The sequence below is a fragment of the Eggerthella timonensis genome (assembly GCF_900184265.1).
In the GTDB taxonomy this organism is placed as follows: Bacteria; Actinomycetota; Coriobacteriia; order Coriobacteriales; family Eggerthellaceae; genus Eggerthella; species Eggerthella timonensis.
Genome location: NZ_FXXA01000002.1, coordinates 2,023,620 through 2,042,175 on the forward strand (window position 1 = coordinate 2,023,620; position 18,556 = coordinate 2,042,175).

General features: G+C 67.0%; 20 protein-coding genes and 1 tRNA gene. 13 read left to right on the top strand and 8 right to left on the bottom strand.

The genetic code is table 11. The features are described from left to right. The first annotated feature begins 129 nt into the window (after positions 1 to 129). From C1A15_RS08280 to C1A15_RS08295, 4 genes are all read left to right on the top strand, one after another. Positions 130 to 762 (top strand): DAK2 domain-containing protein, encoded by a 633-nt coding sequence (locus tag C1A15_RS08280; protein WP_101722121.1) that lies wholly within the window; start codon positions 130 to 132, stop codon positions 760 to 762. A 73-nt stretch (positions 763 to 835) separates the two neighbouring features. Further along, positions 836 to 1,834 carry a dihydroxyacetone kinase subunit DhaK gene (locus tag C1A15_RS08285; protein ID WP_101722122.1) on the top strand — a complete coding sequence of 333 codons (999 nt, stop codon included), beginning with the start codon at positions 836 to 838 and terminating at the stop codon, positions 1,832 to 1,834. Positions 1,835 to 1,843: 9 nt separating this feature from the next. Continuing rightward, positions 1,844 to 2,686, top strand: a complete 843-nt coding sequence (locus tag C1A15_RS08290; protein WP_101722123.1) for a class II fructose-bisphosphate aldolase — start codon at positions 1,844 to 1,846, stop codon at positions 2,684 to 2,686. A 21-nt stretch (positions 2,687 to 2,707) separates the two neighbouring features. Beyond that, entirely contained in the window at positions 2,708 to 3,031 is a 324-nt protein-coding gene (locus C1A15_RS08295; RefSeq protein WP_101722124.1) for a VOC family protein, read from the top strand. A 295-nt stretch (positions 3,032 to 3,326) separates the two neighbouring features. Here C1A15_RS08295 and C1A15_RS08300 read toward each other — a convergent pair whose 3' ends face one another. Then, complete coding sequence (locus C1A15_RS08300) at positions 3,327 to 3,740, bottom strand: DUF454 family protein (RefSeq protein ID WP_101722125.1); 414 nt, start codon at positions 3,738 to 3,740, stop codon at positions 3,327 to 3,329. Positions 3,741 to 3,912: 172 nt separating this feature from the next. Between C1A15_RS08300 and C1A15_RS08305 the strand changes: the two genes are divergently transcribed. The 4 genes from C1A15_RS08305 to rplT all read left to right on the top strand — a co-directional run bounded on the left by C1A15_RS08305 (position 3,913) and on the right by rplT (position 6,118). Further along, positions 3,913 to 4,698, top strand: coding sequence for a class I SAM-dependent methyltransferase (locus tag C1A15_RS08305; protein WP_101722126.1), 786 nt, complete (start codon positions 3,913 to 3,915; stop codon positions 4,696 to 4,698). Positions 4,699 to 4,954: 256 nt separating this feature from the next. Beyond that, complete coding sequence (infC, locus tag C1A15_RS08310) at positions 4,955 to 5,551, top strand: translation initiation factor IF-3 (RefSeq protein ID WP_101722127.1); 597 nt, start codon at positions 4,955 to 4,957, stop codon at positions 5,549 to 5,551. Beyond that, a complete protein-coding gene (gene rpmI / locus C1A15_RS08315) occupies positions 5,544 to 5,741 on the top strand; it encodes a 50S ribosomal protein L35 (protein ID WP_101722128.1) in 198 nt (65 codons plus the stop codon). Before infC ends, rpmI begins: the two co-directional genes overlap by 8 nt. A gap of 23 nt (positions 5,742 to 5,764) precedes the next feature. Further along, positions 5,765 to 6,118 carry a 50S ribosomal protein L20 gene (gene rplT, locus C1A15_RS08320; RefSeq protein ID WP_009304642.1) on the top strand — a complete coding sequence of 118 codons (354 nt, stop codon included), beginning with the start codon at positions 5,765 to 5,767 and terminating at the stop codon, positions 6,116 to 6,118. A 95-nt stretch (positions 6,119 to 6,213) separates the two neighbouring features. On the opposite strand, the gene C1A15_RS08325 is transcribed toward rplT, so the two are convergent. Next, positions 6,214 to 6,570 carry a NifB/NifX family molybdenum-iron cluster-binding protein gene (locus C1A15_RS08325; RefSeq protein ID WP_101722129.1) on the bottom strand — a complete coding sequence of 119 codons (357 nt, stop codon included), beginning with the start codon at positions 6,568 to 6,570 and terminating at the stop codon, positions 6,214 to 6,216. A gap of 100 nt (positions 6,571 to 6,670) precedes the next feature. On the opposite strand from C1A15_RS08325, the gene C1A15_RS08330 reads away from it, so the two are divergent. The 3 genes from C1A15_RS08330 to C1A15_RS08340 are packed head-to-tail and all read left to right on the top strand — an operon-like array spanning position 6,671 to position 10,276. Continuing rightward, complete coding sequence (locus C1A15_RS08330; protein WP_101722130.1) at positions 6,671 to 9,589, top strand: FAD-dependent oxidoreductase; 2,919 nt, start codon at positions 6,671 to 6,673, stop codon at positions 9,587 to 9,589. Continuing rightward, a complete protein-coding gene (locus C1A15_RS08335) occupies positions 9,589 to 9,960 on the top strand; it encodes a DUF1667 domain-containing protein (RefSeq protein WP_101722131.1) in 372 nt (123 codons plus the stop codon). Before C1A15_RS08330 ends, C1A15_RS08335 begins: the two co-directional genes overlap by 1 nt. A 49-nt stretch (positions 9,961 to 10,009) precedes the next feature. Beyond that, the gene (locus C1A15_RS08340) at positions 10,010 to 10,276 is read left to right on the top strand and encodes a hypothetical protein (protein WP_101722132.1); all 267 of its coding nucleotides are present in this window, start codon (positions 10,010 to 10,012) and stop codon (positions 10,274 to 10,276) included. Between the two features lie 439 nt (positions 10,277 to 10,715). On the opposite strand, the gene C1A15_RS08345 is transcribed toward C1A15_RS08340, so the two are convergent. The 3 genes from C1A15_RS08345 to C1A15_RS08355 all read right to left on the bottom strand — a co-directional run bounded on the left by C1A15_RS08345 (position 10,716) and on the right by C1A15_RS08355 (position 14,446). Next, entirely contained in the window at positions 10,716 to 12,185 is a 1,470-nt protein-coding gene (locus C1A15_RS08345) for a DEAD/DEAH box helicase (RefSeq protein ID WP_101722133.1), read from the bottom strand. A gap of 254 nt (positions 12,186 to 12,439) precedes the next feature. Next, complete coding sequence (locus tag C1A15_RS08350) at positions 12,440 to 13,975, bottom strand: FAD-dependent oxidoreductase (RefSeq protein WP_101722134.1); 1,536 nt, start codon at positions 13,973 to 13,975, stop codon at positions 12,440 to 12,442. A 45-nt stretch (positions 13,976 to 14,020) separates the two neighbouring features. Beyond that, the gene (locus C1A15_RS08355; protein WP_180953041.1) at positions 14,021 to 14,446 is read right to left on the bottom strand and encodes a cytochrome c3 family protein; all 426 of its coding nucleotides are present in this window, start codon (positions 14,444 to 14,446) and stop codon (positions 14,021 to 14,023) included. 134 nt (positions 14,447 to 14,580) lie between these two features. Here C1A15_RS08355 and C1A15_RS08360 point away from each other — a divergent pair, with 134 nt between their 5' ends. Continuing rightward, complete coding sequence (locus C1A15_RS08360) at positions 14,581 to 14,790, top strand: helix-turn-helix domain-containing protein (protein WP_180953042.1); 210 nt, start codon at positions 14,581 to 14,583, stop codon at positions 14,788 to 14,790. 56 nt (positions 14,791 to 14,846) lie between these two features. On the opposite strand, the gene C1A15_RS08365 is transcribed toward C1A15_RS08360, so the two are convergent. Together C1A15_RS08365 and C1A15_RS08370 are read right to left on the bottom strand one after the other, a co-directional pair. Continuing rightward, complete coding sequence (locus C1A15_RS08365; RefSeq protein ID WP_245864976.1) at positions 14,847 to 16,265, bottom strand: glycosyltransferase; 1,419 nt, start codon at positions 16,263 to 16,265, stop codon at positions 14,847 to 14,849. Positions 16,266 to 16,399: 134 nt separating this feature from the next. Then, positions 16,400 to 16,474 (bottom strand) — tRNA-Glu (locus C1A15_RS08370). Between the two features lie 239 nt (positions 16,475 to 16,713). Here C1A15_RS08370 and C1A15_RS08375 point away from each other — a divergent pair. Continuing rightward, positions 16,714 to 17,610, top strand: coding sequence for a LysR family transcriptional regulator (locus tag C1A15_RS08375; RefSeq protein ID WP_101722138.1), 897 nt, complete (start codon positions 16,714 to 16,716; stop codon positions 17,608 to 17,610). On the opposite strand, the gene C1A15_RS08380 is transcribed toward C1A15_RS08375, so the two are convergent. After that, positions 17,590 to 18,513 carry an EamA family transporter gene (locus C1A15_RS08380; protein WP_245864977.1) on the bottom strand — a complete coding sequence of 308 codons (924 nt, stop codon included), beginning with the start codon at positions 18,511 to 18,513 and terminating at the stop codon, positions 17,590 to 17,592. The two genes, C1A15_RS08375 and C1A15_RS08380, sit on opposite strands and share 21 nt — an antisense overlap. Positions 18,514 to 18,556 lie beyond the last annotated feature (43 nt).

Genomic DNA, 18,556 nt, shown 5'->3' on the forward strand with positions numbered 1-18,556 from the left:
GATCTCGGGCACCACGACCAGCCTCGCTGACTTACTGCGCCAACCTGCGCGCTTTTCGCCCATTGACCTTCTCGAACGTTGCGGGTAGAGTTGACCGCGAAGCGATAACCGAGAGGGAGAGGGGCACCTATGATCGATCGGGGCACGTGCAAGGCCATGCTGCGCGAAGGCGCGCGGCTCATGCTGGAGCATGCCGAGCGCTTAAGCGACATCGACTCGAAGTTCGGCGACGGCGATCACGGCATCACCATCACGAAGATCGCCAAGCTCGTGAACGAGCGCGTCGAGCAGTGGGACGACGCCTCCGTCAAAGACTTCCTCGACGACTTGGGCATGGACGTGATGGCCGTGCGCGGCGGCTCCGCGGGCCCGCTGTACGGCACGCTCATCGGCGGCTTGGGCGCCCGGCTCGACGACGACGAGAACGAGCTTTCCGCCGACGCCGCGCGCCGCATGTTCGCCGGCTGCCTGGCCGAGATGCAGGATATCACGAACGCGCAGGTGGGCGACAAGACCATGATGGACGCCCTGATCCCCGCCGTGGAAGCCGCGCAGACGTGCCCCGCCGCGGACGACGATGCGGCGGCCGTGTTCGCCGCAGCGGCAGAGGCGGCCGAGGCGGGAGCGCGGGCCTCCGAAGGCTTCGCGTCGAAGTTCGGCCGCGCGCGCAGCTACGGCGATCAGACCATCGGCACGCCCGACGCGGGCGCCGTGTCCACCTCGCTGTTCTTGCGGGGGCTGGCGCAGGGTGCCGCGCACTAGAGGGGAACCCGGCCTGCCGCAGCGTGCGGCGGGCCTTTCTTTTCCGGCTGTCAAACGACTGAGGAGGAGCACCATGCAGATGAAGAAGTTCATCAACGACCCCGACAACCTCACGACGGAGCTGCTCGAGGGCCTGGCCCTGGCGAACCCCGACATCCTCGAGCTCGGCGAGGACAACATGGTCATCAACAAGAAGCTGGCCGAGGCCGACCGCGTGACCATCGTGACGCAGGGCGGCAGCGGCCACGAGCCGGCCATCGAGGGCTTCGTGGGCGAGGGCATGGTGGACATCGACGTGGTGGGCGACATCTTCGCCGCGCCCGGCCCGCAGGCCTGCGTCGACGCCATCAAGCTGGCCGACAAGGGCAAGGGCGTGCTCTACATCGTGCTCAACCACGCCGGCGACATGCTGACGGGCAACATGACCATGAAGCAGTGCAAGAAGCAGGGCCTCAACGTGGTCAAGGTGGTCACGCAGGAGGACGTGTCGAACGCCTCGCGCGAGAACGCCGACGACCGCCGCGGCCTCGTGGGCTGCATCCCCACGTACAAGATCGCCGGCGCCGCGGCCGCCGAGGGCAGAAGCCTCGAGGAGGTGGCGGCCGTCGCGCAGCGCTTCGCCGACAACATGGCGACGCTGGCCGTGGCCGTGCGCGGCGCCACCCATCCGCAGACGGGCACGCTCTTGGCCGAGCTCGGCGACGACGAGATGGAAATCGGCATGGGCCAGCACGGCGAGGAGGGCGGCGGCCGCCAGCCCATGAAGTCCGCCGACGAGACGGCCGCCATCATGGTGAACGCGCTCGTGAAGGACATCGGCATCGAGCCGGGCGAGAAGGTCATGCTCATCGTCAACGGCTCGGGCGCCACCACGCTCATGGAGCAGCTCATCGTGTACCGCGCCGCGGTCAAGGAGCTGGCTAAGCAGGACATCGAAGTGGTGGCGAACTTCGTGGGCGAGATGCTGACCGTGCAGGAGCAGGCCGGATTCCAGATGTTCATGGCGCGCATGGACGACGAGCTGCTGCGTCTGTGGAACGCTCCCTGCACCACGCCGTACCTGAAGAAGTAGGGGAGGCCCATGCTCGTATCTTTGAGAACCGTCCTCGCCTGGGCGGAAGAGAACGGTTGCGCGGCCGCCGCCTTCGACACGCCGAACCTCGAGCTGTTGCTCGCCGCCATCGGCGCGGCCGAGGAGCGCGACGAGCCGGTCATCATCCAGCACGCGCAGCTGCACGAAGAGGAGACGTCCATCGACGTGATCGGCCCCATCATGGTGGCGCGCGCCGAGGCCTCGCGCGTTCCCGTGTGCGTGATGCTCGACCACGGCGAGGATGTGGGCTACGTGCGCCGCGCCCTCGAACTAGGGTTCTCGGCCGTCATGATCGACGGTTCGCAGCTGCCCTACGAGGAGAACGTGGCGCTGACGCTGGGAGCGGTGGAGCTGGCCCACGAGTACGGCGCCGACGTGGAGGCCGAGATCGGCTTCACCACGGGCCACGAGGGGCTCGAGAACGCCGACGACGACCGGGAGAACGTGTACACCGACCCCGACGAGGCCGCGCGCTTCGTGGCCGACACGGGCATCGACGCGCTCGCGGCCAGCGTGGGCACGGTGCACGGCTTCTACAAGGCGGCGCCGAACCTCGATTTCAAGCTGATCGAGGAGCTGCGCATCCGCTGCGGCGTGCCGCTCGTCATGCACGGCGGCAGCGGCCTGTCGTGCGAGGACACGCGGGCGGCCATCCGCGCCGGCATCCGCAAGATCAACTACTTCAGCTACATGAGCAACGCGGGCGTGCGCGCCGTCGAGGCGCTCATCGCCCAAGAGCATCCGAAGTACTTCCACGCGCTGGCCAACGCGGCGACCGCCGCCATGCAGGCCGACGCGGAAGCCGCCATGGACATGTTCTCGATGCGCTAGCGTCGAGCGAGAGGAGCGCGTATGACCGCAACCTATATGCACATCGGCATCCCCATCACGGAGAAGAAGCCGAACATGACCTACAACGAGGCCATGAAGTTCTGGGTGTCGAACGTCGACGACTACGACTACAAGGTGGAGTACCTCAAATTCGAGGAGGGCACGCCCTTCCCCGAGGAGCTGCACCGCCGCTGGCACGTGGCCTACGCGGTGGACGACCTCGACCGCTACGCCGACGATGCCGACCGCATCATCTGCGGCCCCCTGGACGCCGGCCCCGGCGTGCGCCTCGCCTTCGTCGAGAAGGACGGCGCCGTCATCGAGCTCTACGAGGACAAGAACTAGCGTTTCGATCCGATAGCCGTTGGAAGCGCGCACCCGGTATCGTCGGGTGCGCGCTTCATCGTGTCGGGGGCTCTCGCGCAGCGTCTCGCCTCGCGCGGATCGTGGCAAGTTCGAGCCGTTTTGGCTATCCTCAATCAGCTATAAAACGAAGTCGAGCGATGCTGACCAGGTGTTTTCCCGAAGCTATGATGAAGCGGGGCGGCGTATGGGTGCCGAAAGGCTCGCAAAACGGCGCGAACTTGCCAGAATTCGCGCGCGGCGCCCATCCCGCTGGCGCTTGTGATCGCGGATGCCCCTAGCCTTCCTCTTCGGCGCGGCGGACGCGCTGGACGCGCTCGATGCCGATGGTAGGGATGCGGACGAACATGAGGTAGAGCAGAAACACGCCGACGCAGCCGAGGACGGCCCAGACGAGGGGCTTCTGCACGAACCATGCGGACAGCCCCATGAGCGTGAACGACACGGCCAGGATGCGCGCTTTCGTGCCGATCGGGATGCCGCCGGCTTCCTTGAATGCGGCGACGTACGTGCGGTACACCCGCGTCGAGACGATCCAGGCATGGCAGCGCGGCGAGGACTTCGCGAACAAGAACGTCGCGAGCAGTAGCAGCGGGGTGGTGGGCAGCACCGGCACGAACACGCCGATGCAGCCGACGATGCAAGCCGTCCAGGCGCCGGCGAGCGTGAGGAGGCGGGTTAATCGATTCATGGTGTCCTTCCGTCGCGAAAGGCGGGCTTCGGGCATCTGATTCTTCGAGTATAACAAATCGGCATCGTGTCGAAAGGCGGCGCTCGCCGAATCGATGGTTTTACCCGCACGCGGGCCGGCGACTCCTTCGCGTATACTGCGGGAAACGGAATCGGACGGGCGAGGGGGCGCTATGGGATACATCGAGGCGAACAAGGAAGCGTGGGAGGAGGCATTCGAGCATCGGCTTCCCGGCTGGGGCGAAGACGTCGCCGAGCGGTTGCAACGCGAGGAGCTGCCGTTCCTCAACCCCGACCTGGCGCGCGAGCTGCGTTCGATGGGCCTTGCGGGCAAGCATGTGGCGCAGTTCTGCTGCAACAACGGCCGCGAGCTTCTGTCGCTCATGCAGCTGGGCCCTGCGCGCGGCGTGGGGTTCGACATCGCCGAGAACGTCCTCGGGCAGGCTCGGGACGCCGCGCGGGGGGCCGGCGTCGAGCGCTGCTCCTTCGTCGCCGGCGACGTCCTCGCCATCCCTCCCGCCTACGACGGGGCGTTCGACCTCGTGCTGTTCACCATCGGGGCCGTCACCTGGATCGAGGATCTGGACGCCCTGTTCGGCAAGGCGGCGACGTGCCTGAAGCCGGGCGGCGCGGTGGTCCTCCACGACTTCCACCCCGTCATGAACATGCTGCCGCTGCCCGGCGAGCCCGGCTTCGACGCGGAGCGGCCGAGCCTGGCGTACTCCTACTTCCGCAGCGAGCCGTGGATCGAGAACGAGGGCATGGGCTACATGTCCGGATGCTACGAGTCCAAGACGTTCACGAGCTTCTCGCACACGATGTCGGCCATCGTGAACGCGGTGTGCCGCGCGGGCCTGCACGTGACCAAGCTCGACGAGTTCGACTACGACGTCGGCCTGACCGACGCCTACGATGGCCGGGGCCTTCCGCTCTCGTTCCTGCTGACGGCGCGCAAGTGAAGCCCGGCGCGGCGTCGGGAGCGGCAGGAGGTTAAGAAGTTGGGCGAAAAAGCGGCGAAAAGCTGCGCAAAACGCTTGCATCTGCTCATCGGCGTGCTACAATAGGCAAGTTGTTTATTCAAGTGAGGGGAAACCCTCCACCTGATTCGGCGCTTTGGCTGCTGATGGGTCGCTCGAATACCGGCTGAAAAGCCCGAAACGAATGCGAAACCCGTACGCTGCCAAAGCTACGGGTTTTATTATGCGCGGAAGCGCGATGGATTGGGAGGTGAGCGCGATAGCTGCTCAGGAGCCTCGGCTCAACGAAGAGATTACGGTTCGCGAGTGCCGTTTGATCGGCTTCGATGGCGAACAGATGGGCATTTACGTCACGGCGGAGGCTCAGCGCGTCGCCGATAACCAGGGGCTTGACCTCGTGGAGATCGCGCCGAACGCGGAACCGCCCGTGTGCCGCATCATGGATTATGGCAAGTTCAAGTACGACCAGGCCATCAAGGCCAAGCAGGCCCGCAAGAACCAGAGCAAGGTCGAGACGAAGGAAATGAAGTTCCGGCCGAAGATCGACGTGGGCGACTACACGACGAAGAAGAAGCACGTCATGCGCTTCCTCGAAGCCGGCAACAAGGTGAAGATCACCATCATGTTCCGCGGCCGCGAAATGGCGCACCCGGAGCTGGGCCTCACCATCCTGGAGCGTCTGGCCGACGACCTGAAGGACGAAGCGGTCATCGAGAACCAGCCCAAGATGGAAGGCCGCAACATGCACATGCTCATCGCCCCGCTGCCTGCGGCGGCTGCGGCGAAGAAAAAGAAAGAGAACGAGAAGAAAGAAGAAGGGAACGACCATGCCTAAGATGAAGACTCATCGCGGCACCGCGAAGCGATTCCGCGTTACCGGTTCCGGCAAGATCATGCGCTCGAAGGCCTACAAGAGCCACATCATGACGAAGAAGAGCCCCAAGCGCAAGCGCAACTTCCGCCATGAAACCGAAGTGGCCACGGCTGACCAGAAGGTCATCGCCCGCAACCTCGGCCTCCGCTAATCGTAAAGGAACAGTGATAGAACATGCCTCGTGTCAAGCGCGCAGTCAGCGCCCATAAGAAGCGTCGTACCGTCCTCAACCGCGCCAAGGGCTACTACGGTGCGAAGTCCCGTTCCTACCGTGCCGCGAAGGAGCAGGTGCAGCATTCGCTCCAGTACATGTATCGCGATCGCCGCAACAAGAAGCGCGAGATCCGTCGCCTCTGGATCACCCGCATCAACGCGGCCGCTCGCATCAACGGCATGAGCTACTCGGTGCTCATGAACGGCCTCAAGAAGGCCGGCGTGCAGCTGGACCGCAAGGTGCTGTCCGACATGGCCATCAACGACCCCGCGGCGTTCACCGCCATCACCGAGGTCGCCAAGAAGGCCCTGTAGTTTCTCGTTTCGCGGCTTACGGCCTGCGAACCGCACGACGATATGACGAAGGCCCCGCATCTGCGGGGCCTTCGTGCGTTCGGGGGAGGGGCTTCTCACGCTTCGAGGGCGTTGAGCGTCTCCTCGTCGTTGTGCCATTCGTCGGCGCCGATGAGGGTGTGGGCCAGGTACGCTTCGGCCGCGCCGCGGGCGCTTCCCTTCTCGTTGGCCACCACTTCGATATCGGCCGCCTCCAGCGCTTCCACGGCATCGCGCTCGATGATGCCGGTGATGACCGCCGTCACGTCGAGCTCGCGCAGCACGGCGGCGATGCGGGCGGGGCTTTGATGGGGGTTCGGCATGTTCTGGCATTCGACGATGATGCCCCGTTCGATCTTGTAGCAGGTGAAGCTCGCGCAATGCCCGAAATAGGGCGAGACCGCAAGCCCCTCGCTTGCCACCGCTATCCTCATAAGGTTCCTTTCATCGCTTCGTTGAAAAGTACGATACCGCGCTTGGCGGATTGCGTGTCTGCCCTTTCGCTCAACGGGGATAAATAGTAAGCTGAACGACATGGATACCGAACCTCTACAGAGCGTCGACGTTGCGATCGTGGGAGCCGGCGTCGCCGGTGCGACGGCGGCGCGCGCATTGGCGCGATGGCGCCTGTCCGCCGTGGTGCTCGAAGCGGGCAACGACGTGGCGTGCGGGGCGACCCGCGCGAACTCCGGCATCGTGCACGCAGGGCACGACCCGCTGCCCGGAACGCTCAAGGCCCGCTTCAATGTGGAAGGCTCGCGGCTGTTCCCGCAATGGGCCGACGAGCTGGGATTCTCCTACGTGCGCAACGGCTCGCTCGTGCTCGCGTTCTCCGACGAGGAGCGGGCCTCCGTGCGCCGGCTCGTGGCGCGTGCGGCCGAGAACGGCGTGGAGGGCGTGCGCGAGCTGGACGCGGCCGACGTGCGGGCGCTCGAGCCGCAGGTGAGCCCGCTCGTGCGCGGCGGCCTCGTGGCTGAGACGGGCGCCATCTGCGACCCGTACGAGGTTGCGCTCTTCTCGGCCGAGCAGGCTGCGCTGCACGGCACGGCGTTCCGCTTCAACGAGCGCGTCGTGTCCGTCGAGCGGCTCTCGGCCGCATCGGCGACGTCCGCGCGCTACCTTTTGGTCACGTCTTCGGGCGCGCGCTACGCGGCGCGCGCGGTGGTGAACGCCGCCGGCGTGTTCGCCGACGAGCTGAACAACATGGTGAGCGCGCGCCGTCTGCACATCACGGCACGGCGCGGCGAGTACTGCCTGTACGATTCCGAGTACGGACCGCTGTTCTCCCATACGGTGTTCCAAGCGCCGTCGTCGGCGGGCAAGGGCGTGCTGGTGACGCCGACCGTGCACGGCAACCTGCTCGTGGGGCCGAACGCGGTGGAGCAGGCGAGCAAGACCGATCTGTCGACGAGCGCGGAGGGCCTGCGGTTCGTGCTGGAATCCGCGAGGAAGACATGGCCCGACGCCAGCGCGCGCGGCATGATCGCGAACTTCGCAGGGCTGCGCGCTTCGAATGCCGACGGCGACGACTTCGTCATCGGCGAGCCGGACGACGCGCCCGGGTTCTTCAACATCGCCTGCTTCGATTCGCCGGGGCTCACCTCGGCGCCTGCCGTGGCCGAGCATGTGGCGCGCGCGGTGGCGGAGCAGCTGGGGGCCGAGCCCAACGGGGCGTTCCGGGCGCGCCGCGAGCGCTGCGCGCCGTTCGCCGATCTCGACGAGGCCGCCCGCGCCCGCGCCATCGAGGCCGATCCGCGCTGGGGGCACGTCGTGTGCCGCTGCTGCGAGGTGACCGAGGCCGAGCTTGCAGCCGCGCTGCACGGGCCGCTGCCGGTGCTGTCGCTCGACGCGCTCAAATGGCGCACGCGCGCGATGATGGGCCGCTGCCACGGCGGGTTCTGCTCGCCGGAGATCGCGCGCATCGTTGCGCGCGAGACGGGCGTCGCTCCCGACGCGCTGGACAAGCGCCTGGCGGGCTCGCCGGTGGTGGCGAAGGCGCGCCCCGACTACGCGCAGCTGGCCTGCGCCGACGCCCACGCCGCTGCGCGCGCACAGGCTTCGACGGGCGCGGGCGACACGTACGACGTGGCGGTGGTGGGCGGCGGAGCCGCCGGCATCGCCGCAGCCCAGGCGGCCGCGAGCCGAGGCGCGCGCGTGCTTCTGCTCGACCGCGAGGAGAAGCTGGGCGGCATCCTCAAGCAGTGCGTGCACAACGGTTTCGGGCTGCACCGCTTCGGCGTGGAGCTGACGGGCCCGGAGTACGCGCAGCGCGAGATCGACGCGCTTGCAGCCGAAGGCGCGGTGGACGTGCTGGCGGGGGCCAGCGTGACGTCCGTCGATCCGGGACGCCCGGACGACGGCGCGGGCTCGCCGCTCACGGTGCACGCGGTGGACGCGCGCGGCGCGCACGCGTATCGGGCGCGCTCCGTGGTGCTGGCCACCGGTTCGCGCGAACGCGGGCTCGGCGCGCTCAACATGGCGGGCTCCCGCCCGTCGGGCGTGTTCTCGGCGGGCAGCGCGCAGAACTTCATGAACCTCCAAGGATGCCTGCCGGGGTGCCGCGCGGTCATCCTCGGCTCCGGCGACATCGGGCTCATCATGGCGCGCCGTCTGGCGTCCCAAGGCGCCGAGGTCGTCGGCGTGCACGAGCTCATGCCGCATCCGTCGGGACTGCGCCGCAACGTGGTGCAGTGCCTCGACGACTTCGGCATCCCGCTGCACCTCAGCTCGACGGTGACGCGCCTGGAAGGGGAGGGGCGCCTGAGCGCGGTGTACGTGTCGCAGGTGGATCCCGAGACGATCCAGGTGATCCCCGGCACCGAGCAGCGCATCCCCTGCGACACGCTGCTGCTGTCGGTGGGCCTCGTGCCCGAAAACGAGGTGGCGAAGTCGGCCGGGGTGTCGCTCGACCCCGTCACGGGCGGCGCGCGCGTGGACAACCGTCTGGCCGCCGACGTGCCTGGCGTGTTCGCCTGCGGCAACGCGCTGCACGTGCACGACCTGGTGGACCATGCCTCGCAGGAGGGCGAGCGCGCCGGCGCCGCGGCGGCGGCCTACGCGAAGCGTCGGGTTGCGGGCTGCGAAGACGGCGCCGAGCCGGTCGATGCGTCCGGAGACGGCATCCCCGTGATGGCGGGCGACGGCGTGCGCTACGTGGTGCCGCAGGCCGTGGACGCTGCCATGCGGCCCGACGAGAAGCTCATGCTGTCGCTGCGCGTGACGCGCACCGTGAGCGAACCGCGCTTCATCGTGGAGGGCATCGACGCCGCAGGGCGCGTGCGCGAGCTCAAGCGCGCGAAGACGATGATCGCCGTGCCTGCCGAGATGGTGCTCGTCATCCTGCCCGCCGGCGCCGTGGCGGGCTGTTCGGCCGTGCGCGTGCGCGTGGAGGGCCGCGACGCGGCCGCGGCGCCCGCAAACGAGGCGCACATCGCAGGGGGAGGGGCCGACTGATGCAATTCGCCACCGACATCGTCGCCTTCACGTGCATCTGCTGCCCGCTGGGCTGCCGCGTGGAGGTGGCGCTCGACGAGGACGGCCGGGTTGCCGACGTCTCGGGCTACACGTGCAAGCGCGGCGCGGATTATGCGGCTCAGGAGGCCGTGGCGCCCGAGCGCATGGTGACGGCCGTGCTGTGCGTGTCCGGCTGCCTGGAGCCCGTCAGCGTGAAGACCGAGCGCCCGGTGCCGAAGGCCGCCATGCGCGACGTGCTGGCCGCCATCGCCGTGCTCGACCTCTCCGCGCCCGTCGCTGCCGGCGACGTGCTCATAGAGGACGTATGCGGCACCGGCGTGGCCGTCGTCGCCACGAAGAGCGTATGCTGAGGGAAAGCGACCCCGTCGGGCCGTTGTCGATGGAGGGAGGCTTTCGGATATGGGCGATGAACCTTTGAACGAAACGCAGGGATCCGGGCGCGCCGGAGGCGACCGGGCGCGCCTCGCGGCCACGGCTCTGGTGGCGCTCGGCACGCTCGCGCTGCTGTTCGCCGCCGCGGTGGCGGTGTTCCTGCTGATCGCGGAGCTGCTGCAGGGCGAATGGATGCTGGCCGGCAGCGCCGTCGTGGTGCTCGCGTTCTTGCTGTGGCTGGGCAACCGCCTCGTCCATGTCGCCGCCAACCAGAACAAGGACCCGCTGGGGTAAGACGGACGACCTCGCCCCGACCTGGGAGCGTCGATGCGATTCCCCTTAGCGCGGAGGAAAGCGTGCGGTTTGTGACGTGCGTCCGCGTCGATTCGCGATAAGGGACGGCACGCGGTCGGCGCGGCGCCGCGGATCGAGCGACGGGGGAGGCGGAATTGGTTTCGGCACGCAAAACGGGCTATTCCAAGCAGTTTTTTCGTTTTGCGAACTTTTCTTCTCCCGAAAGGGGGAACCAGCTGCAGGATGCGTGCAAAAGCCCAGGTCGAAGATTCGGAGTGTCTATCGAAACGCGATCCGAACGGCTTTGGGACACGCAAAACGAAAAAATTGCTTGCCGCGAGCGAGATCGCGTGCAGCGTTTCCGGCGCCGTTTCGGAATGCGCGCCACCTTCGCCCCGAACGTAAAAAAAGAGGGTCGCAACGGCGACCCTCTTTCGTTCTACCTGCTGCGCTTGCCCCTCTGCTGGGCGACGGCGGCGCGATGGGTGCGGCCGGGGCGCAGGTCCGAGCCGCCGCGCTTCTTCGGCGCGCCGCCCTGCGGGGCGTTCGGCTTCTTGCCCTGCGGGCCTTGCGGACGACCGCCCTGTCCGCCTTGGCCGCCCGACGGCTTCTTCTTCGCGAGCGGACGCTTGCCCGACCCGGCGGCGTCGGCCTGGTTCTGCTCGCGGGCCTTGGCCTTCTTGCGCTCGCGCGCGGCCATTTCCTTGGCGGCCTGCTTGATCTCGGGGTCGCGGCGCGCATCGGCGCGCGCGGCTTTGCCGGCGGCTTCCTCGGCGGCCTGTTCGGCGTCGAACGAGGCCACCTCCGTGACGGGGATGGGGCGCTTGATGAGCTTCTCGATGTCGCGCAGCGCGTCGGCGGTCTCGGGGCTCACGAACGACACGGCGAAGCCCGCGGCGCCCGCGCGGCCCGTGCGGCCGATGCGGTGCACGTAGTCTTCGGGCTGGGTGGGCAGGTCGAAGTTCACGACATAGTCCACCTCCTCCACGTCGATGCCGCGCGCCAGCACGTCGGTGGCCACGAGCACGCCGGTCTTGCCGCTGGCGAAGTTGTCGAGCGCCCGGCGGCGCTGCGCCTGGCTGCGGTCGGAGTGGATGGCCTCCACGGTGTAGCCGGCGCGCTTGAGGCGGCGGCAGGTGGAATCGGCGCGGCTGCGCGTGCGGGCGAACACGATGACGCGCTCGGCGCCCTTCTCGGCCAGCAGCGCCTTGAGCAGCGCCGGCTTGAGCGTCTGCGCCACGTGGACGACGTACTGGTCCACGGTGTCGGCCGTCTCGCCCTTGTGCGCGATCTCGACGAACGCCGGGTCGTGCAGCAGCTTGCCAACGCTGTTCTTGATGGACGCGTCGATGGTGGCCGAGAACAGCAGCGTCTGGCGCGATGAGGGCGTGGCGCCGATGATCTTCTTCATAGCCGGCCAGAAGCCCATGTCGAGCATGCGGTCGGCCTCGTCGAGCACGAGCACCTCCACGTCGCCGAGGCGCACAGCGCCCTGCTCCATGAGGTCGACGAGGCGTCCCGGCGTGGCGATGAGGATGTCCACGCCGTGCTTCAGCTTGTTGATCTGCGGGGTGTAGGACAGCCCGCCTACCACGGTGAGGATGCGGTGGTGCGTGGACGCGGCGATGGCCGTGCACACCTCGCCGATCTGCTGGGCCAGCTCGCGCGTGGGCGTGACCACGAGCATGAGCGGGCCCTGGCCGCCCTTGGCGTGCCCGAGGCGGTCGAGCGAGGGCAGCGAGAAGGCCGCGGTCTTGCCGGTGCCGGTCTTGGCGGCGGCGATGAGGTCGCGCCCTTCGAGCGCCAGCGGGATGGCCTGCTCCTGGACGGGCGTGGGCGCTTCGTAGCCCAGGCGCGCGACGGCTTGCAGAGCCTGGTCGGACAGGCCGAGTTCGTTGAATTGCTTCATATGTCTCTGTTTTCTGTGTCGGTGCGGCGCGGGCGCCGCTGATTGCAGGTGCGGGGTCGATCCGCCGCGTCATGCATGTCGGAAGATCGAGGCGCAGCCGAACGAGCGTCGGGCGCCGAGCAACCAGTATACGCTCATCAGCCGACGTTTCAGCCGATGAGCGCATAATGCACAAACCTGGAACCATCCCGACGAGCGCGGCGAACGCCCTGCGGCGTTGCCGCGGGACGTTCGCCGCGCCTTGCCCTCGACCCTTACAGCTCGACGGGGCTCCGCTTCGCCGCCTCCTCGCCGGCGATCATGCCGAACGCGCCGCAATCGGGGCACGAGCAGGCGGTGAGGCGCTGCGCCCCGTGCACGCCTCCCGTGGCTTCGCCGGCGGCGTACAGGCCGTCGATGGGGCTGCCGTACGCGTCGAGCACGCGCGCCGACGTGTCGATGCGCACTCCGCCGGGCGTGTAGTTGTTGTTCGGGATCAGGTTCATGGCGTAGAACGGCGGCTGCTTGAGGGCGGCTCCGTTCAAGGCGGCCATGTCCTTGCCGAAGTCTTCGTCGGCTCCCTCGTCGAACATCCGGTTGTAGCGGTCGACGGCCGCGGAAAGCACCGAAGGCTCGTAGCCGAAGTGCTCGGCGACCTCCTCGACGGTGTCGAACGCGTACATGCTGCCGTTCTTGAAGTTCCTCCCGGCAAGAGACATCTCGAGGCGCTGCTTGTCGCGGAACAACTCGATGCCCACGGAGTCGTACATGAGCAGCGGAGGCCTTCCGTCGTGGTCCAGCATCTCCTTCAAGATGATGACGCCGAGATCGTTTCGGCTTCCCAGCTCGTTGACGAAGCGCTCGCCGTCGGGGTTCACGAGCATGCCCCAGCACACGTCCTCGGTGGGGATGGGATAGGAGAGCCTGAACAGCGATAGGTTCACCGCTTGCGCGCCGTGCGACGCGAGCATCTTCAACGTCCCCGAGGTCGCGCCGGGGTTGGTCATGGAATCCGCTTGGGCGAGGATGGCGCTTTCGGCGCGCAGCAGGTCTTTGTCGCGCGCGTAGCCGCCTGTCGCGAACACCACGCCTTTTCGTGCTCCGATGCGACGCGCTTGCCCGCCCGCATTCTCGGTATCGTCCTTCTCCGGCGATTCGTAGCGAAACGAGTAGCTCTCCCGCGCGGTCACCCCGACGACGCGACCGTCGCGCATGATGAGGTCGTCCACCTTGCAGCGCGTTCTCGTCTCGAGGGCGTCGGGGAGGTTCTGCTTGGCGTGGGCGAGCAGAGGATCGAGGAGGAAGCGTCCGCCTCCCGCCCACAGTATGCGCTTGACGCTGTGGCCGCCGCCGTTCTTGAACTGCTTGAAGACGACGCCGCGCTCGGTGAGGAATCGGTAGAATTCCGCCGACTTCGAAGCGACGATGCGGGCGAGTTCGGGATCGCCGTAGTCTTCGGCAACCTTCCTCATGTCCTGGTAGAGCGATTCGGGGTCGTCTTCGATGCCCTCGGCGGCCTGCTCGTCGCTTCCCGTGCAGGCGAAGTTCAGCCCGCTGACGCGCGAGGTTCCGCCGAGCTGGTCCATCTTCTCCAGCAGCAGGGTCGTGCTGCCGGTTTCCGCAGCGGTGACTGCGGCAACCGTGCCTGCGAGGCCGCTTCCCACGACCACGACGTCGACGATTTCATCGAAGCCCTCGGTCTCGTCGTCCTGCTGCGCGGGCGATGCGAAAGCCTGGCCCGCGCCGGCGACCGACGCGACGGTGGCGGCTGCTGCGATCAGGCTGGTTTTCAGAAAGCATTTCCTGTCCATGCGAATCCTTCCTATTGTGTCGGCATGCTCGATGTGCTCGTGCGGCTACGGGATGTCGTTCATCCAGAGATCCGCGTCGTGGCAGCTCAGACAGAGGTTGACGGACTCGCCGTGGCTTTTGTGGCAGGTGGTGCAATCGAGCTGCATGTCGTAGTGGAAATTGTCGTGCGGATTGATCTCGTCGCCGATGGCCGCCGTTCTTTCGGCGACCTTCTCGTAACTGCCATGGCATGAAAGGCATGTCTCGGTGGGCACCGCGCCGACGCCTTGGGTCGGATCCTCTTCGTCGTGGCAGGCCGTGCATTTCATGTTGCTCTTGGCGTGCTGTTCGTTGCTGAGCGGCCAGGCGGCCGCGAGCTCCTTTTGGCTCGCAGGGGCGGAACCCTCGACGTTTTGGCTGCTCGCGCACCCGAGGCAGAGCGCTCCCGCCGCAAGCGAAACGACGACCAAGCCTGCTAGTACTCTTCTCACTGCTCCTCCTTCAATGTCTCGACCGTTGCCGCCTTTCTCGTTTCCAGCTGGTGCCGGTATCCCCACTGCACGGCAAAAGTCATCCCATGGGATGACCATATGATACCGGGGAACCCTAAGCTTGTCCAATGGGAATGACACAGAGACAGATGCTCGGCAGCAGGATCCGCACGCTGCGCGAGGGGCAGAGCCTGACGCAAGGTCAGTTGGCCGCCATGATCGGCAACAATACCAAGCAGTACATCTCAGCCCTGGAAAAAGGCGACAAGAACGCCACCATCGACGTGCTGTGCCGAATCGCGAAGGCTCTGGACGTGAGCGTGCGCGACCTCATCGACTTCTGATCCGTCACGAATTTCTCCCTGCAACGGCTCCCTGATCGGTCCGCTTCGACGCGTCCCTAGCGGATGTGGGCGGGCTTCTTTCCCCAGTAGAAGTGCAGGAAGTGCTTGCGGTAGCGGGGGTCGTCGGGGTTCTTCGGCTCGGCGATCAGGCGCAACGTGGCCTTCGCGATGTCCTCGGCCGCGTCGGGGTGGCGCAGGAAGCTGCCGTTGATCAGCATGGCGTGGGCGCTCTCGGGGTTGCGCGCCACGTGGCGCAGCGTGTCGAGCAGCTCGCGCGCGGTGGTCACGTGCATGGCGGCGCCGAGCGAGGTGAGCATCTGCACGTTCACCTTCTCCTGGCCGTAGGCCTTGCCCAGCAGGATCATGGGCACCTGGGCGCACAGGCACTCGGTGACCGTGAGCCCGCCCGACTTGCAGATGACGAGGTCGCTGGCCGCCATGAGCGCCGCCATGTCGTCGACGTAGTCGAGCACGGTGGCGTTGGCCAGCCCCAGATCGGCGCACTCCTGGCGCAGGTGGCGCGCGTAGTCGGCATCGCTTCCCGCAACGAATACGAAGTGCAGCGTGTCGTCGAAGCCGTGCAGGTAGGGCAGCAGCTTGTCGAGCGCGGTGCGGAAGTGCACGTAGGGCCGTGGCAGGTAGGCCCCGGCCAGCGCCAGCACGACGCGGCGGTCCTGCGGCAGCTTCAGCTGCTCGCGCGTGGAGGCGCGGTCGTAGGTGCGGCGGAAGTCGTCGCGCGTGGGGATGCCGGTGATGAGGATGCTCTCCTCGGGCACCTTGCGCGGGCGCAGCGTCTCGGCCATCGACTCGTTGGCGACGCAGAACAGGTCGGCGGCGCGGTGCGGCCAGAGGCCCTCGGTCTCGTAGTCGGTGGGGACGCACACGATAGGGTAGTGCTGCCCGGTCAGCATGCGCGCCGCCACGGCCACGTTGGCGGCGGTGATGTGCGTGCATACGACGGCCAGGGGCCGCTTCTCGCGCACGTAGTCGGTGAACTTGGAGTACATGAGGTGCGACCAGATGGAGCCGCCTCCCCACAACAGGCGCCCGGTGAGCGTGAAACGCCAGGTGAGGTCGTAGATGGGGCGTGTGGCGCCGGTGAACAGCGAAGCGGCGTTGTTGCCGTCGAACACGATGCGCCCGTAGTCCAGCACGTCGATCACCTCGATGTCGAGGTCGTCCGGAATGGGGGTCTGCGCGCCTTCGGCGGAGCCCTCGCCTTCGCCGTCGTCGGCCCGCGCGTCGCGCATGAGCTCGAAGGCCTGCGCCACCGCGTAGGCGGCGCTGCGGTGGCCGGAGCCGACAGACGCGTGCATCACGATGACGGTGGGCTTGACAGGCTCGGGCTCCGGTTCGGCTTCGGTTTCGGGCTCGGCGGCTGCGAGCTCGCCCTGGTCGTCGGCGATCGCCAGCTCGAGGGGGGTAGGGCCGCTTTCCGCTGCGAGCGGGCGTATGGTGTTCTCGTCGGTGTTCATGCTTCCATCATACCGCAAACGGGCCGCAAGCGAAGGGCTCCGACGCGTCCTCATCGCATCGCCGTATCTTGCCCGCCGCAGACCCCCGGGAAAACGAAAACGCGCGCAGGGCGAACCTGCGCGCGTATCGAATGTGGTGCCCCCAACGGGAATCGAACCCGTGTCTCAGCCTTGAAAGGGCCGCGTCCTGACCTCTAGACTATGGGGACGGTCTGCGCGATTCCAAGCTGGAAAAGCAGCCTGAACATTATTACAAAGCGGGCGCGTCATTGCAAGCTCTTTTTTCCTGCGATACGGCGATTTCTCGTGAGGGCGAACAGCGCGTCGATCCTGCGAGGGGGCGGGCGATTCAAAAATTAGTTGAACACGATGGGCTGCTCGGGCTGCCCGTTGCCGGAGTGGTAGGATTTTTTCCATTACAATCGCCCGTGTTCCGAAGGTCGCGCCCTTGAATATCAAACAGATTCAATACTTCGCCGCAGTGGTCGAGCAAGGCAGCCTTTCCGCCGCCGCCAAGAGCCGGCACGTGACCGTGCAGGCGATCTCGAAGAGCATGGCCGACCTCGAATCAGAGGTGCGATGCGATCTGTTCGTGCGCAACAACCAGGGCATGAGGCCCACCTCGTTCGCTCAGACGCTATACGAGCAAGCCGTCCCCGTGCTGGTCCAGTTCTCCGAGCTCGAGACGTTCGCCGCCCGCTACCGGCAGGCGGACGAGAGGATCGACCGGCTGCGCCTGGCGCTGAACACGCCGCCGTTCTTGGGCAACGAGGTGGTGCGCGAGAACACGGCCGCGCTCGTGCAGGCGCAGGTGGGCGTCGAGACCTCCATGGCGCTGGCCACGGGCGAAGACGGGCTCGTCGGGCTCTGGTCGCGCGCGTTCGACGTGTTGGTGACGGTCGGCACGTTCGATCATCCCGACGTTGAATGCCGCCCGGTGGGCACCGTCCCATCGGCGGTCATCATGGGTAAGGGCCATCCGCTGGCCATGAAGGGGGAGCTGACGCTGGCCGACGTCGAGCCCTACCCGGTGGCCGCCTCCAGCTGGTTCGATGCATCGAACGACAGCATCGCCTCGAAGTACCGTGCGAAGAAGACGAACCTCCGCTTCGTGGATTTGGACCTGGCGGGCATCGAGCAGCACTTCAAAAGCGGCGGCGTCATCCTCACCACGGGCATTCCGGCGCTCGAGAAGACGCATGGGATGACGGCCGTGCGCCCGTTCGCGCCGCAGGACTCGGTGACGGTGCCCATCTGCGCCGTCTACCTCAAGGAGCGCAAGAAGGCGATCGAGGACCTTCTGCAAGGGCTCTTCTCGGTCGGGCTATCCTTCTTCGGCCTGTAGGGTCGCGCTGCGCCGGGGCACGAGGTTGGGAAGCTGCGACACCACCACCCCCAGCATGATGACGACGATGCCGGCCACTTGGAACGCATCCACGGGCTCGGACAGGATGAGCACCGAGACGGCGATGCCGCAGGGAAGCTCGGAGGACGCCATGATGGTGGACAGCCCCGCCGAGAGGTGCGGCGTTCCGATGCCGAACAGCACCACGGGCACGAACAGCCCGAACACGCCGAGGATCAGCCCGTACTTCCAGATGCCCGTCTCGAGTGCGCCGCTGGCGAAGTAGTCGGGGCATACGGCGAACCCGAGGATGCACGCGCCCAGGCACACGACGAGGCCGCGCTCGATGGGCGGCACGTCGCATCCGACGCGGGCGGACAGGAACATGAACGTCGCGCAGCTGACGGCCGACAGCAGCGCGCAGGCGATGCCGAGCGGATTGAGGTCGCCCACCGTGGACGAGAACAGGCCGCTTGCCAAGAGCGTGCCGGCGAGGATGATGGCCGCAGCGCCGAGCTCGGCGGGATGCGGCCTGCGCCGGGTGGCGATCACCTGGAAGACGATGCCGATCCAGGTGAATTGGAACAGCAGCGTTATGGCCACCGACACGGGCAGCATCGTGAGGGCGAAGTTGTACAGCACGCAGGTGGTGCACGTGGTGAGGCCGAGGCCGAGCAGGGCGAAAACGCGCTTGGGCGACAGCGGCACGGGGCGCTTGCCGAACGCGGCGAGCGCGACCAGCGCGACGGCGAACAGAAGAGCGCCGAAAAACGCCTGGCTGGCGGCGGTTTGCGCCCAGGCGAACCCCTCGGCGAACGCGGACTTCACCGTGGCGGCCATCACGCCGTAGCTGGCGCCGCCGAGAAAGACGATGGTCGAGTATTTCAAGGTGTTCTTCTGCATGGCGGCCATTGTAGCGCACGTTTGTGCGGTATGCGAGTACAAT

Coding starts and splice junctions, on each gene's coding strand:
- C1A15_RS08280 (WP_101722121.1), top strand. CDS start 130: ATGATCGATCGGGGCACGTGCAAGGCCATGCTGCGCGAAGGCGCGCGG.
- C1A15_RS08285 (WP_101722122.1), top strand. CDS start 836: ATGCAGATGAAGAAGTTCATCAACGACCCCGACAACCTCACGACGGAG.
- C1A15_RS08290 (WP_101722123.1), top strand. CDS start 1,844: ATGCTCGTATCTTTGAGAACCGTCCTCGCCTGGGCGGAAGAGAACGGT.
- C1A15_RS08295 (WP_101722124.1), top strand. CDS start 2,708: ATGACCGCAACCTATATGCACATCGGCATCCCCATCACGGAGAAGAAG.
- C1A15_RS08300 (WP_101722125.1), bottom strand. CDS start 3,740: ATGAATCGATTAACCCGCCTCCTCACGCTCGCCGGCGCCTGGACGGCT.
- C1A15_RS08305 (WP_101722126.1), top strand. CDS start 3,913: ATGGGATACATCGAGGCGAACAAGGAAGCGTGGGAGGAGGCATTCGAG.
- infC (WP_101722127.1), top strand. CDS start 4,955: ATGGATTGGGAGGTGAGCGCGATAGCTGCTCAGGAGCCTCGGCTCAAC.
- rpmI (WP_101722128.1), top strand. CDS start 5,544: ATGCCTAAGATGAAGACTCATCGCGGCACCGCGAAGCGATTCCGCGTT.
- rplT (WP_009304642.1), top strand. CDS start 5,765: ATGCCTCGTGTCAAGCGCGCAGTCAGCGCCCATAAGAAGCGTCGTACC.
- C1A15_RS08325 (WP_101722129.1), bottom strand. CDS start 6,570: ATGAGGATAGCGGTGGCAAGCGAGGGGCTTGCGGTCTCGCCCTATTTC.
- C1A15_RS08330 (WP_101722130.1), top strand. CDS start 6,671: ATGGATACCGAACCTCTACAGAGCGTCGACGTTGCGATCGTGGGAGCC.
- C1A15_RS08335 (WP_101722131.1), top strand. CDS start 9,589: ATGCAATTCGCCACCGACATCGTCGCCTTCACGTGCATCTGCTGCCCG.
- C1A15_RS08340 (WP_101722132.1), top strand. CDS start 10,010: ATGGGCGATGAACCTTTGAACGAAACGCAGGGATCCGGGCGCGCCGGA.
- C1A15_RS08345 (WP_101722133.1), bottom strand. CDS start 12,185: ATGAAGCAATTCAACGAACTCGGCCTGTCCGACCAGGCTCTGCAAGCC.
- C1A15_RS08350 (WP_101722134.1), bottom strand. CDS start 13,975: ATGGACAGGAAATGCTTTCTGAAAACCAGCCTGATCGCAGCAGCCGCC.
- C1A15_RS08360 (WP_180953042.1), top strand. CDS start 14,581: ATGACACAGAGACAGATGCTCGGCAGCAGGATCCGCACGCTGCGCGAG.
- C1A15_RS08365 (WP_245864976.1), bottom strand. CDS start 16,265: ATGAACACCGACGAGAACACCATACGCCCGCTCGCAGCGGAAAGCGGC.
- C1A15_RS08380 (WP_245864977.1), bottom strand. CDS start 18,513: ATGCAGAAGAACACCTTGAAATACTCGACCATCGTCTTTCTCGGCGGC.